Origin of the sequence: Pseudomonas sp. PDM09 (genome assembly GCF_014852305.1) — a bacterium.
Classification (GTDB): domain Bacteria; phylum Pseudomonadota; class Gammaproteobacteria; order Pseudomonadales; family Pseudomonadaceae; genus Aquipseudomonas.
Genome location: NZ_JACVBI010000002.1, coordinates 431,926 through 444,661 on the forward strand (window position 1 = coordinate 431,926; position 12,736 = coordinate 444,661).

Sequence of the window (12,736 nt, forward strand, 5' to 3'; positions counted from 1 at the left end):
CGGTTTATGAGTCAGGAAGAACAGCTGTCTGTCGCCGACCTGGCACTGGTGCGACTGGGACGGCGCCTGCAGGCTGACGGCTATCGCTTCATCACGCCGACGCCGCTGACCCATCAGCGTGTCAATAACCGCGCCGAAGGTCGACGGGCCGAGACCCTGCGCGATGTTTTTGGCTGGTCGCGACCGTTCGAGCCAGGGCTATTGTCGGCGGATGAACAACGCCAGTTACAACAGGCGCAGGTGCTGGAGCCGTGCAACGGGCGGCTGAAAAGCCGGGTGCGCTGGTCCAGCCTCGACGACTTGCTGTTCGTGCATTCGGCCTTTCCTACGGAGGCCGCCGATTCGGTGTTCTTCGGGCCTGACACTTACCGGTTCGCCCAACTGATTCACGCCCATTTGCAGCAAAATTTCGCCCCGATCAGGCGCGCTGTGGACGTGGGTTGCGGCGCCGGTGTCGGTGCCATTCTGATTGCCCGCGCCCGTCGCGAAGCCGAGGTGTTGGCGCTGGACATCAACCCCGAGGCGCTGCGCATGACAGCCATCAACGCCGCGCTTGCCGAAGTGGCTAACGTCAGGGTCGAAGCCAGCGATCTGTTGCAGGATGTCGACGGATACTTTGACCTGATCGTCGCCAACCCACCCTACATGGCCGACCCGGCCGAGCGTGCTTACCGGCATGGCGGTGGCGCGTTGGGTGCGGAGTTGTCACTGCGGATTGTCGAGCAGGCACTCGGTCGGTTGGCGCCCGGCGGCTCGTTGCTGCTGTACACCGGCGCGGCGATGGTCGATGGCCGCGATCCATTGCTGGAGGCCCTCACTCCGCGCCTGGAGGCTCCGGGGTTCGGCTGGACGTATCGCGAACTCGATCCCGATGTGTTCGGTGAGGAGTTGTCGACCCCCGGTTACAAACGGGTGGAACGGATTGCCGTCGTCGCGCTGACCGTGATGCGTCTCGGCCCAGGCATTGGGGAAAACGTTGATGAACAGGCGCCTGAACTTCGGCATTGAAGAAGAATACTTCCTCACCGACCTCGCTTCCCGGCGCATGCCGGGGCAGCCATCGGTCCAAGCGATCGAGGCGTGCAGGGCGGCGCTGGGCCAGTCGTTCGCCTATGAAATGTTCCAGGGGCAAATTGAAGTCGCCTCACCGGTATTCAGCAGTGTGCCGGAGGCTGCCGATTACCTGGCCACCACCCGCAGTGCCTTGCGACGTGCTCTGGAGCCGTTCGGCCTGGGCCTGCTCAGCGCCGGCAGCCACCCCTTGGCAGATTGGCGAATTCAGCAACCGACGGATCAGGTGCATTTCCATCAGTTGTTCGATGACTACCAGCGAGTGGCCCGGCGCAGCCTGTTGTCCGGGCTGCACGTGCACGTCGAAGTGCCCGGTCATCTGGATCGTATCCGCGTCATGAACGAAATCTTGCCGTGGGTGCCGCTGTTGTTGGCGCTCAGCACCTCGTCCCCGTTTTGGGAGGGCGTGGACAGCGGTTTCATGAGCTATCGCCAAGTCGCCTGCGACGAGTGGCCGCGCATGGGCATTCCGGAGTTCTTCGAGGATCAGGATGCGTTCGATGACTACGTCGCGCTGATGACCCGGACCGGCTCGATCCGCCAGCCCAGTGACTGTTGGTGGAGCGTGCGCCCGGCCGCCCGGTTTCCCACGCTGGAGCTGCGCATCACCGACGCTTGCCCACGGTTGGACGATGCGCTGTGCATCGCTTCGCTGTTTCGCCTGATGGTCGCTGACGCCGTCGCGCAGCCGCTGCCCGGGGCGAACTTCAGCCGCGCGGCTTACTGGATCCTCAAGGAAAATCGCTGGCGTGCCAAGCGTTACGGCATTCACGGCACCTTCATCCGCCAGGACCACGAACCGACAATCTCGATCGAGCAATGGCTGGCCCTGGCGCAAATGACATTTGCCGAAACTGCGCAGCAACTGGGTGTGCAAGACGTCTTCAAACAGGCCCGGCGCATGCTGATTGAGGGGACCAGCGCGGATCGGCAACGGTACGCGGTGGAACAGGCCTTGTGCGACGGACGTTCGATGCCCGAGGCGTTGGCGCAAGCTGTCGATCAACTGCTGATGGAAACCGGCGAACAACCTTGCGCCAGCCCGGCCTCGCAACGAGCGGTAGGTGAGCCATGAACAAGAACCTGGACGATTACAACCGCATGCGCGATTTCTCGGCGACCTCGGAACCGGCCGCCGTCAAACGCTCGGGCAAAAAAACAGCGAAGGATCATGCGTTGCAATTCTGCATTCAGAAGCATGATGCCTCGCACCTGCACTATGACTTTCGCCTGGAACTCGACGGCGCGCTGAAAAGCTGGGCTGTGCCCAAAGGGCCGTCGCTGGACCCCAAGGTCAAGCGCCTGGCGATCCATGTCGAAGACCATCCGCTGGAATACGCCACGTTCGAGGGCACCATTCCCGAAGGGCATTACGGCGCTGGCGATGTGATCGTCTGGGACCGTGGGGTGTGGATTCCCCAGGACGATCCGGCCAAGGCGTACGCCAAGGGCCGGCTGAAATTCGAGCTGCAGGGGGAAAAGCTGGGCGGCCTGTGGAACCTCGTGCGCACGCACATGCCGGGCAAGCAGGAACAATGGTTTCTGATCAAGCATCAAGACAGCGCCGCCAGACCTGACAGCGAATACGACGTGGTCGCCGCCGAGCCAGACAGCGTGCTCAGCGACCGTACAATTCTGGAAAAAAAGCACGGTACTGAAAAAACCAAACCGATCAAAAAAGTGCCGGCCAAGGCGCGTAAGGAAAAGTCGGCACAACTGACGGGCGCACGCAAAGCCAAACTGCCGGAGCTGCTCAAACCTGAACTGGCGACACTGGTCGAATCCGCGCCAAACGGCGAATGGAGCTATGAGATCAAGTTCGACGGCTACCGGGTCATGGCGCGCATCGACCGCGACGAGGTCAAACTCTTCACCCGCAACGGTCATGACTGGACCCACAAATTGCCCCGGCAAGCCGGGGCATTGGCGGCGCTGGGGCTGGAATCGGCCTGGCTCGACGGCGAAATGGTGGTGGCCAACGAGCAAGGCGTTCCGGATTTTCAGGCGCTGCAAAATGCGTTCGATTCCGGTCGAAGTGGCAGCATCGTTTACTACCTGTTCGACTTGCCCTACCTCAATGGCGTGGACCTGCGCGAAGTGCCTGTCGAGGAGCGCAGGGCGGCGCTGGCGACCGTGCTCAAGCCCAATGAAAACCCGCTGTTGCGATTCTCCGACGCATTCGGCGAATCCCCGGAGGCGTTGCTCAACAGTGCCTGCGAAATGAAGATGGAAGGACTGATCGGCAAGCGCCTGGGGTCGCCTTACGTGTCTCGGCGCACCCGTGACTGGATCAAACTCAAGTGCAAGCACCGGCAGGAATTCGTTGTGGTCGGCTTCACCGACCCCAAAGGCGCACGCAGTGCCTTTGGCGCGTTGCTGCTGGGGTTGCACGACCGCGACAGCGGAGAATTGCGTTATGCCGGCAAGGTTGGCACCGGGTTCAATGAGGCGACTCTCAAGCGCATTTACGAACAATTGAAACCGCTGCAGACGAAAAAGCCGTCGGTGGTCAATCCGCCTAGCGGTTTTGAAGCCAAGGGTGTGCATTGGCTTAAACCCACTTTATTGGCGGAAGTGGCCTTTGCCGAAATGACCAAGGACGGCTCGGTGCGCCACGCCGTGTTCCATGGTTTGCGTGATGACAAGCCTGCCAAAGAAATCACCGAGGAGTTGCCGACAACCGTGAACACATCAGCCTCGAAAACTGCCGCAGCAAAATCCGCAGCGAAGAACAAATCCGCCGCCGAGAAACCTGACGCCGCCGACCCGAAAACTGCCCAGTCGACTGTCGCGCCGTCGCAGATTGGCCTGGCCAGCGGCAAAGTGCGGATCACGCACCCGGACCGGGTGATCGACGCCAGCAGCGGCACGACCAAGATGCAACTGGCGCAGTACTATGCCAGCGTCGCCGAATGGATACTGCCGCAACTCAAGGACCGGCCGGTGGCGCTGGTGCGCGCGCCGGACGGCATCGCCGGCGAACTGTTCTTTCAGAAGAACGCCGAGCGCCTGGCCATTCCGGGGATTGTTACCCTGGACAAGGAACTGACGGGCCAACCGGTGATGATCATCAACAACGCCAATGCGCTGATCGGCGCGGTGCAGATGAGCACGGTGGAACTGCACACGTGGAATGCCACGTCAGTCGATCTGGATAAACCCGATCGCTTTGTCCTCGATCTCGACCCGGATCCGGCGTTGCCCTGGAAAAGCATGATCGAAGCGACCCAGCTAACCCTCACGGTGCTGGATGAACTGGGGCTCAAGGCGTTTCTCAAAACCAGCGGCGGCAAGGGGATTCACCTGATCGTGCCGCTGACCCGCAAACACGGCTGGGACGAGGTCAAGGACTTCAGCCACGCGATCGTCAGCCACATGGCCAAATTACTGCCGGACCGCTTTTCTGCGGTGTCCGGACCGAAAAACCGTATCGGGCGTATCTTCATCGACTACCTGCGCAACGGTCTGGGCGCCACCACTATTTGCGCGTACGCCGTGCGCACCCGCGAAGGGCTGCCGGTGTCGGTGCCGATCTTTCGCGAGGAGGTGGCCGAGCTCAAGGGTGGCAATCAATGGAACGTGCACAACGTGCATGAACGTCTGGCCGACATCGGTGACGAACCCTGGGCCGACCTGAAGAAAACCCGACAGACGATAACCGCCGAAATGCGGCGGCGGGTGGGGATGAAAAAATAGTGAATCAGAAGGAAGGCGGCGAGGGCACTCGCCGCCTCGACGACTATTGCTTGCCGACTGCGGCAGCCAACAGCGGCGCCACCTGTTCGTCGGTCATTGCGGCGTGGACTTCCATGCTCATGAGGTCGCTCCATTCCAGCACCCACTTCTGAATCGACACTGGATCACTGGCTTCTGCAATGCCAAAACCACTCGAGCCACCGACGGCATGCCAGCGCCCCAGCATCTTTACGCCTGCGGGTGGCGCGCCACCGGTCTTGAGAAAACGTTCGATTGCGCTATTACGCTGTTGCGGACTGATGGACCAACGGACCATGAATAACATCTGCCACCTCCTGCTACGGATTGGCACCTTTTATCTTCGCGCACATGGCTGGCGCCGGGCCACGGCCACGCTTGTGTTTCCAGTTCCGTCCTGGCTGGCCTGATACCCTTTCTCCCATCAGAAGGCATAGCAGCGGCCCGCATTTCGCGTACGACCGCTGATCCTCTTTCAGGACATTTGAAACGAACATATCGAGATAACAGCGAGAACCATCAGGCATCACGCAACAAGTCGTTGGCATTGAGCAGCTCGTAGGCAATCTCCGGGCGCTTCTCCAGCCCTCGACGAATCGCCGCCGGAATAGACTGACGGGTTTTGCGGCACAGGCCCGGCAGTTCGCCGAGGGTGATGTTGATGCCGCGCATGGTGCGCACTTCATTGAAGCCCGGGACGATCTCGACGCGCAGACCCAATTGCTCGTACATCCGGCGTTGCAGACGCTCCAGATCGCTCAGGCTCTGGAGATTTTCCAGGCGTTCGACCAGGCGCTTTTCCTCCGATCGGGTCAGGCTCAGGATGCGCAGATCCGCGCCGGGGGTTTCCAGCAACGGCTCACGCTCGCAGATGCAGGCTCCGGGCGGGCAGGGTTGGCGGATTGGAAGAGAAGTCGTCATGGGGTTCAATCATAGAGCGCTATGATCGGGTTTGCCCATGGGGTTGTTGTGCCGTTGAGCGCGATGTCTACATTCCTCTGCCGATCGCTTCTTCGAAGAGCATCGACGAATCGAATGTAAACGCTGCTCAGCACTAAAGTGACTTGTGATGGTCAATAAATCCCGCGCGAACCGACCGGATCCGCATCGACATTTTGATCAAGGACAGTGAAAGCATGCTCGCCGCAATATAATCAGCAACCGCCTCCACCAGGTTCCGTGAATCGGGACTCGCCGTACGTTTACCCCTCAATCCAATTCGAAGATTTAAAGCATGCACCTACGCAAAATTGCAGTTGGGCTGTCGGCCCTTGTTTTGCTTTCGACCGGGGCACAAGCCCGCAGTCTGCTGGATCTCATCAAGCCGCCCACCCAGCATCAGGAGCAAGTATCCCGCTCGGGCTCGATCAGCCAGAACGCGGCCCTGGGCCTCTATTCGAACAAACAGAAACAGGCCTCGTTTGACGGCTGCGCAGAGCTGTTCCCGGCTGCGCAACCGATCAACACGGCCACTGTGCCTGCAACCATGAAACCCCTGGCCCTGTGTTCCGACAACTTTGCGGTGCTGTACTCGCAAACCAGCAAGACGCCGTTGGTCGTGGTCGAACGCCTTAATGCCGCGCAGCTGCAGGATGCCAAAGGCGAGGAGCGCACCAACCAGTTCTACCCGGACCCACGCATCCCCAAGAGTGGGCGGGCAGAGTTGAGCGACTACCGTAGCCAACATCCGGCCGTGGACCGCGGCCATCAATCCCCGGCAGCCGATGCGCCGAATCCCAATGCAATGGCTCAATCCTTTGCACTGTCGAACATGGTGCCGCAGGACCCAACCAATAATCGGAAGATCTGGAGTAAGGTCGAGTCCGATGTCAGAAAGTTTGCCAAGCGAGCCGATGGCAATGTTTTTGTCTTTACCGGCCCGCTCTTTGATTCAGGCCACACCACTATCGGCGACAACAAGGTCTGGGTGCCGACCCGCCTGTTCAAGCTGGTTTACGACGCATCGTCCAAGCGTGCATGGGCCTACGTACTGCCCAACGCTGAAACTCGTATCGAGAGACCGATGGACTATGACGCTTTCGTGAAGAGTACCGGGCTCAAATTGCTGGGGAATCTACCGGTCACAGGTTCCGTAGGGCGCTCTTGATGGCTTGATGAATTGCACCCCAAAGGCTGGAGGCAACCGATGGGGTGTTTCATTTACGGATAAATAGCGGTGGTTAAAAAGTTGCTGCGATTTTCCGGTCCGCACTCTTTGGCGTTGGCTGCGGAGTTTGCTTTATTGCCCTTTCATTCATCCATTGCTCTTTCTTGCTCTGCCTCTACCTTGTTTTGAGGTTGATAGAGTCGCGGTATGGTTGTGTACCCGGTACGTGAAGCGGCATTGCCAGTCGCTCCCTGTAACCTTGCTTTTTCCTCTTTCAACCATTGGTCCATTGCTCTTTCTTGCTCTTCCGACACCTCGATTTGAGGTTGATTGAGTCCCGGTGCGGCTGTATATCCGATACGTGAAGCGGCGTTGCCAGTCGCTCCCTGTAACTTTGCGTTTTCCTCTTTAATCCATGCATCCATTGCTTTTTCTTGCTCCGCCGATACCTCGTTTTGAGGTTGATAGTGCCCCGGCGTGGCTATATATCCACTGCCGTCATAACTGGGCTCGTCGTTTTTAACGGTGCCATCCTTCAAACGCTCCGATGAACCAGCAATGCCTCCTGAACTTCTATCGTCCTTTTTAGTATCAATCGCAACCTGGCTTGAGTTCTGATTGGCAGAGTTTTCACTCGATTTAGCGGTGTTTGCGGTGGTTGTATCACTAGCTGTGTTAGATTTCAGGGTGGGGGCAGTGGGAGCAGAGACGGTCTCTACTCTAACTTTTGATTTGTTTTTATTCGCCGATTTATTTCTGCTTTTTTGCACTTTCTTAGTCGTTGAAAAAGCAGAGTTCAGTTCCTTTTTATTCTTTCGAATAAGATTGTCAATTGGAACGTAGCTAATAATTTGGTTGGATTTTCTTTTTATGTTCGAGTTGTAAAATTTCACTTGCTTCTGTGTTAGCTGAATATCAGCAATGGGCGGCAACCGAATGAGGCCAATAATCGCCTCGCGAGCAATGGCGTATGTAAGTTGATCAAAGCTGTAAACAACACTATTACTTGATTTTGGTAGGGTGGGGGAGAGTGTCATTACTTCAATGGCGCTATCATGCTTGGAGAGTGTTTTTCCTGCCACTAAATCTTTATATGTATAAACGACGTTGCACTTCGTTCGGACTCCACCCCAGGTGTTGCTTACAGATACTGAAGATACTTCTGTGCTTATTTCAATGCGCCCACTGTGATGTCCAAATTCGATAAAGCGATCACTGTTATGAATTTCTTTCTGGGTCGCATTCTTGATAGCATTCCCCCAGTTTGAAATCTGTAAGTCACCTGAAAAGCTATTGTCAATATTTACATTTTCTTTGTTTTTTATTTCTGCAGGAAGCACAATAACGTCTACATTGTATGCAAAGTCATAATAGTCAATATCAGAAACAATGCTCTTGTCTCTTTCGCTTGAAATTTCTGAATAGTTTCTTATGTTGGCACAACTTGTCACTCCGAAAAAGCTAAAAGCCAGCAGGAGTAAGGCCGTTCTTTTTTTTATCGACATGTTACTCTCCTGGCTTTGTCGCTAACGTATAACAGTGATTAGACCGGATTCGGCGATAACGAAATAATAGAAGTCTCTAGATAACTCTGCGCTACCGATTCCGACTTTTTTTAAAAGTCCCTGTAAATCATAGGCCTATATTTCACGCCCAACACCTCAGCACCACTAGCCGATGACAGACCGCGATCAATAGGTGGTCGGGGAAACTGAGTGCACCCCTTGGTTTTGGGTGGCCGCGTTTGGCCCAGGCTGTCGTGACTGGCCGAAATCCCCCCGGGCTGACGTTCAGGGAAAACGAATCCGTCGTCCTTTTCCCCGGCGTCAACCAAGGTTTCGGTGAGAGCGGGGCCTATGTGTGTTCCGAATGGAATTGCGCGCAAAGGTGCAGTACTTTGTATTTGTAGCACCCTCGTGTCGCAGTCCTGTCCAGGTTGAGAGGTGGCCTTCATGAACAACATCATCTACATCGTCGGGGCCGTTGTGATCGTCGTGGTTATCCTGTCGTTCCTCGGGTTTGCATAGCTTCGAAGACCCACTGAACGATTGCCGTGCGCCTTGCAGATGCATCTGAAGCAGTCAAGCCTTGACCCACCGTTGACGGCTCCAGCTGCTCAATGTATCGACCGCGAATACCAGTAACAGCATGGCCAGAATCACCGTGCTGGCTTGCGCTTCCTGGAACAGGCTGAGGCTGACGTAGAGCATTTGCCCCAAACCACCGGCGCCGACGAAGCCGAGCACGCTGGCCATGCGGATATTGTTTTCCCAGCGGTACAGGACGTAGGCCAGTAGCTGGGGCAACAGGTTGGGCAGTGTGCCGTAACAGAAAGCCCATATGACGTTGCCGCCCTGCAAGCGGATGGCTTCGGCCGGTTCCGGAGGGGTGTTTTCCAGCGCTTCGGCGAACAGCCGACCGAGTACGCCGGTGGTGTGCAGGGCTAGCGCCAGGGTGCCAGCGTTGGGGCCGAGGCCGGCGGCGAGGACCATCAGCGCGGCCCACACCAGTTCCGGAACCGCGCGCAAAGCGTTGAGCACCAGACGCGACGCGCTTTGCAATGGCCAGCCGAAACGCCCGGCCGCAGGCAATGCCAACAGCAGACCGAATACCGCCGCGAGCAGGGTGCCAAGGGCAGACATGGCAATGGTTTCAAGGGCGCCGTGGCCGATGGCTTGCAGATGGCCGGAGCTCAGGTCCGGGCTGAGAAAACGCTGCGCATAAGCACCCATCTGCTTCAGGTTGCCGGTGCTGCCCAGCTCGCCGAGGTCGATGCCCAGGTAGATGAACGAGGCGATCACTGCTGCGCCAATGCAGAGCAGCAGTGCCAGATTGATCAGGCGATTCATGCCAGCCTCCAGCGCAGCAGGCGGCTGAGTTGATCAGCGAGCAGTACCAGCACCAGGAAGGTCAGTAACAAACTGGCCACCTCACCGCCGGCGAACATGCGCAACGACAGATCTATTTGCTGGCCCAGACCGCCGGCACCGACAAAGCCCATCACCACTGAGGCGCGGATGGCGCATTCCCAGCGGTACACCGTGTACGACAGCAATTCCGCCGCGACATTGGGCAGGATCCCGTAGCAGAAGGCTGTGAGCCGACCGCTGCCCGATTGCAGTAGCGCGTGGGCCGGGCGCTGGTCGACCGACTCGAAAATTTCCGCATAGACCTTGCCCAACATGCCGCTGTAGGTAATGGCAATGGCCAGCACCCCGGCCGTCGGGCCGAGGCCGACGGCGCGCACGAACAGCAAGGCCCAGACGATTTCCGGCACGCTGCGCAGGAAGATCAGCAAACCGCGTACCGGCCAACGCAGCAGTTGGCCCCAATAGCTCGGGTGGCCGGCGCGGGAGGCCGCAGACAGCGACAGAGCGCGGCTGGCCAACAGGCTGGCGGGGACTGCCAACAGCAACGCCAGGGCCATGCCCGCCGTGGCGATGGCCAAGGTCTGCAGGGTGGCTTGCAACAACAGCTCAATGAATTCCTCGCCATGGGCCGGTGGCCAGAAGGCGGACACAAACCGGCCCATCTCGCTCTGACTGTCGCTCGCCACCAGTACGCTGAGGTCCAATTCGCTGAAGTGGATGCCCGGCCACAGCAGGGCAAGGGCCAGTAATGTGAACAGCAGGCGGGGCCGGGTGGCCGGATCTCGGGTATCACGGGTCAGCATCGGGGTATCTGCACACTCAAGGGCGCCGGAGCAATCGGTGGGGATAGCAGTTGTTCGTTGGCGTAAAGCTTGTCGAGCAACTCACGGTCGACTTCGCTGGCCTGAAGGTCGAACAGGATCTGTCCATCACGCAAGCCGATGATGCGCGAAAAGTGCGCCAGGGCCAGCTCCACCGCATGCAGGCTGGCGACCAGGGTGACGTTGTGCTGTCGGGCATGGCTGCAGAGCACCGAAAGCGTGTGATGGGCCAACACGGGGTCCATGGCCGATACCGGCTCATCGGCCAGCAACACCTCGGGCGCCTGGTACAACACGCGGGCAATGCCCACACGTTGCAACTGTCCACCGGACAGTTGCTGACATTGCGCGAACAACTTGTCACTCAGGTCCAGCCGGGCCAATGCCGCGCGTGCGCCCGGAATATCCAGTGGGTGCAGCAGGTTCAGCAGGCTCTTGCCCAGACCCCACTGACCCAGCTTACCGGCCAGAACCGCGGTGACCACGCGCTGGCGCGGTGGCAGGGGGGGCGACTGATGGATCAGGCCGATACGCGCGCGCAGACGCTGACGCTGGCGGGCGGAAAGCTGCCAGGCTCGCTCGCCGAGCACCTGCAGCTCGCCATTGCCCGGTCGCAGGGCAGTGGCCAGCAGGTTGAGCAGGCTCGACTTGCCCGCGCCGGACGGGCCGATGATGGCGACCTGTTCGTTTGCACCGATGTGCAGGTCCACGCCACGCAGCGCCTGGACACCATTGGCGTGGGTAAGGCTGACCTGGGTTAGACGCAATGTCATTTGAGCAGGTCGGCGGCGCGTGCGGCTTCCTCGATGCCCTTGTAGTTCTCGGGCTTGGTTTCGATGAATCGGCTGGCGGCCTGCAGATCCAGAATCTCCTTGTCCGCAGGCTTCGCCGGATCGAGGGCCAGGAAGGCAGCCTTAATCTTGGCCGCCAGCGCTGGATCGAGGGTCCCGCGCACCGTCCAGTTGTAGTCGAAGTAGGCCGGAGTGGTCGCAAACACTTTGACCTTGGTGGTATCGACCTTGCCGGCGGCGACCAGTTTTTCCCACACGCTGGCGTTCAGTACGCCGGCGTCGACCTTGCCGGCCTGGACCCAGGCGACAGTGGCGTCATGGGCACCGGAGTAGCCGACGCGACTGAAGTAGGTTTCAGGCTTGATGCCGTCCTTGAGCATAAAGTAGCGCGGCATAAGACTGCCCGATGTGGAGGACACCGAGCCGAATGCAAAGGTCTTGCCCTTGAGATCGGCGAGGGACTTGACGGCAGGGTCGGCGGTGATGAATTTGCTGGTGAATTGGGCGTCCTGTTCGCGCTGTACCAGCGGAATGGCATTGCCGGTTTTCAGGCGTGCCTGCACGAACGTGAAGCCGCCCAGCCAGGCCAGGTCGATGCGGTCGGTAGCCAGCGCCTCGACCACGGCCGGGTAATCACTCACCGGCACGAACTCGACCTTCATGCCCAATTGTTGTTCCAGATAGGCGCCAAGCGGCTTGAACTTGCGCAGCAGTTCGGTCGGGGCTTCATCGGGAATCGCGCTGACTTTCAGCGTATCGGCGGCCTGCGCCAACAGGGTGAAAAAAGGCAGGATCAAGCTGACGGCCAATGCCAGGGTACGCTTGAGCATGGAAAATCTCCGGTGTATTAACGAAAGAATGTCGAGGCGCCAGGCAGGCCTGGCGCTTTGTGAGGGTAGACGAAAGGGAGCGATATTGACCGGTTTTGGCCCAATTGCAATCTGTTGCATCGACGGGTTGAATCCAAAACGCAAAGCGGTCAATTTTCGGAGCGCATAACACCGTTTGTGAGATCACCCCCGACCAACGTCTGCATCATGATTTCTCTCGTTCCAGGCGGCACCCTGCTAGTTACCGTCCGCCACCTTGCGTTCAATCTCCGCTATTTTTCGCCTGAGCTCTTCAGCCTCCAGCTCCCGGGCATGGGTTTGATTGATACCTTCGGCGTCACTGTCGCTGTCCTCAAGCGCTGTTTCAACCACATCGTCGGGTTTGCCAGAGGTATCGGCAGGCGGGACGTTCGAGGTCGTTTCTGATTCGTCGTCATTCGCACGGTCATCATTGTTCATTTCGCTCACCTCCATTGGCCTATAAATTGGATTCATCGGTATGGAGGGAGTTCGGGTTTTTCAGCCTTTATGA

General features: G+C 58.5%; 12 protein-coding genes. 4 read left to right on the plus strand and 8 right to left on the minus strand.

Annotation, left to right across the window (positions count from 1 at the left end; translation table 11 throughout):
• The first annotated feature begins 6 nt into the window (after positions 1-6).
• Genes IB250_RS06665 through ligD form a run of 3 tightly spaced genes read left to right on the plus strand, consistent with a single transcriptional unit; the run spans position 7 to position 4,767 of the window.
• Positions 7-1,008, plus strand: coding sequence for a methyltransferase (locus IB250_RS06665; RefSeq protein ID WP_192343490.1), 1,002 nt, complete (start codon positions 7-9; stop codon positions 1,006-1,008).
• Complete coding sequence (locus IB250_RS06670; protein WP_192343491.1) at positions 980-2,146, plus strand: carboxylate-amine ligase; 1,167 nt, start codon at positions 980-982, stop codon at positions 2,144-2,146. Before IB250_RS06665 ends, IB250_RS06670 begins: the two co-directional genes overlap by 29 nt.
• The gene (gene ligD / locus IB250_RS06675) at positions 2,143-4,767 is read left to right on the plus strand and encodes a DNA ligase D (RefSeq protein WP_192343492.1); all 2,625 of its coding nucleotides are present in this window, start codon (positions 2,143-2,145) and stop codon (positions 4,765-4,767) included. Before IB250_RS06670 ends, ligD begins: the two co-directional genes overlap by 4 nt.
• Positions 4,768-4,810: 43 nt before the next feature.
• Here the strand turns inward: ligD and IB250_RS06680 are convergent, their stop codons facing one another.
• Both IB250_RS06680 and IB250_RS06685 read right to left on the minus strand, forming a co-directional pair.
• The gene (locus IB250_RS06680; protein WP_192343493.1) at positions 4,811-5,092 is read right to left on the minus strand and encodes a DUF3303 domain-containing protein; all 282 of its coding nucleotides are present in this window, start codon (positions 5,090-5,092) and stop codon (positions 4,811-4,813) included.
• A 212-nt stretch (positions 5,093-5,304) separates the two neighbouring features.
• Entirely contained in the window at positions 5,305-5,706 is a 402-nt protein-coding gene (locus IB250_RS06685; RefSeq protein ID WP_007895980.1) for a hypothetical protein, read from the minus strand.
• Between the two features lie 313 nt (positions 5,707-6,019).
• Between IB250_RS06685 and IB250_RS06690 the strand changes: the two genes are divergently transcribed.
• Positions 6,020-6,892, plus strand: a complete 873-nt coding sequence (locus IB250_RS06690) for a DNA/RNA non-specific endonuclease (protein ID WP_192343494.1) — start codon at positions 6,020-6,022, stop codon at positions 6,890-6,892.
• 143 nt (positions 6,893-7,035) lie between these two features.
• On the opposite strand, the gene IB250_RS06695 is transcribed toward IB250_RS06690, so the two are convergent.
• The 6 genes from IB250_RS06695 to IB250_RS06720 form a co-directional block, all read right to left on the minus strand.
• A complete protein-coding gene (locus IB250_RS06695; protein WP_192343495.1) occupies positions 7,036-8,397 on the minus strand; it encodes a hypothetical protein in 1,362 nt (453 codons plus the stop codon).
• Positions 8,398-8,973: 576 nt separating this feature from the next.
• On the minus strand, positions 8,974-9,741 hold the full coding sequence (phnE, locus tag IB250_RS06700) for a phosphonate ABC transporter, permease protein PhnE (RefSeq protein ID WP_192343496.1): 768 nt from the start codon (positions 9,739-9,741) through the stop codon (positions 8,974-8,976).
• Positions 9,738-10,565, minus strand: coding sequence for a phosphonate ABC transporter, permease protein PhnE (gene phnE / locus IB250_RS06705; RefSeq protein WP_192343497.1), 828 nt, complete (start codon positions 10,563-10,565; stop codon positions 9,738-9,740). Before phnE (IB250_RS06705) ends, phnE (IB250_RS06700) begins: the two co-directional genes overlap by 4 nt.
• Positions 10,559-11,356 (minus strand): phosphonate ABC transporter ATP-binding protein, encoded by a 798-nt coding sequence (locus IB250_RS06710; protein ID WP_192343498.1) that lies wholly within the window; start codon positions 11,354-11,356, stop codon positions 10,559-10,561. Before IB250_RS06710 ends, phnE (IB250_RS06705) begins: the two co-directional genes overlap by 7 nt.
• The gene (locus IB250_RS06715) at positions 11,353-12,204 is read right to left on the minus strand and encodes a putative selenate ABC transporter substrate-binding protein (RefSeq protein ID WP_192343499.1); all 852 of its coding nucleotides are present in this window, start codon (positions 12,202-12,204) and stop codon (positions 11,353-11,355) included. Before IB250_RS06715 ends, IB250_RS06710 begins: the two co-directional genes overlap by 4 nt.
• A gap of 237 nt (positions 12,205-12,441) precedes the next feature.
• Positions 12,442-12,663 carry a hypothetical protein gene (locus IB250_RS06720; protein ID WP_192343500.1) on the minus strand — a complete coding sequence of 74 codons (222 nt, stop codon included), beginning with the start codon at positions 12,661-12,663 and terminating at the stop codon, positions 12,442-12,444.
• Between the last annotated feature and the right edge of the window lie 73 nt (positions 12,664-12,736).

Bases quoted from the DNA above. Each gene is read 5' to 3' on its own strand.
- IB250_RS06665 (WP_192343490.1), top strand. From the start codon at position 7: ATGAGTCAGGAAGAACAGCTGTCTGTCGCCGACCTGGCACTGGTGCGA.
- IB250_RS06670 (WP_192343491.1), top strand. From the start codon at position 980: ATGAACAGGCGCCTGAACTTCGGCATTGAAGAAGAATACTTCCTCACC.
- ligD (WP_192343492.1), top strand. From the start codon at position 2,143: ATGAACAAGAACCTGGACGATTACAACCGCATGCGCGATTTCTCGGCG.
- IB250_RS06680 (WP_192343493.1), bottom strand. From the start codon at position 5,092: ATGTTATTCATGGTCCGTTGGTCCATCAGTCCGCAACAGCGTAATAGC.
- IB250_RS06685 (WP_007895980.1), bottom strand. From the start codon at position 5,706: ATGACGACTTCTCTTCCAATCCGCCAACCCTGCCCGCCCGGAGCCTGC.
- IB250_RS06690 (WP_192343494.1), top strand. From the start codon at position 6,020: ATGCACCTACGCAAAATTGCAGTTGGGCTGTCGGCCCTTGTTTTGCTT.
- IB250_RS06695 (WP_192343495.1), bottom strand. From the start codon at position 8,397: ATGTCGATAAAAAAAAGAACGGCCTTACTCCTGCTGGCTTTTAGCTTT.
- phnE (WP_192343496.1), bottom strand. From the start codon at position 9,741: ATGAATCGCCTGATCAATCTGGCACTGCTGCTCTGCATTGGCGCAGCA.
- phnE (WP_192343497.1), bottom strand. From the start codon at position 10,565: ATGCTGACCCGTGATACCCGAGATCCGGCCACCCGGCCCCGCCTGCTG.
- IB250_RS06710 (WP_192343498.1), bottom strand. From the start codon at position 11,356: ATGACATTGCGTCTAACCCAGGTCAGCCTTACCCACGCCAATGGTGTC.
- IB250_RS06715 (WP_192343499.1), bottom strand. From the start codon at position 12,204: ATGCTCAAGCGTACCCTGGCATTGGCCGTCAGCTTGATCCTGCCTTTT.
- IB250_RS06720 (WP_192343500.1), bottom strand. From the start codon at position 12,663: ATGAACAATGATGACCGTGCGAATGACGACGAATCAGAAACGACCTCG.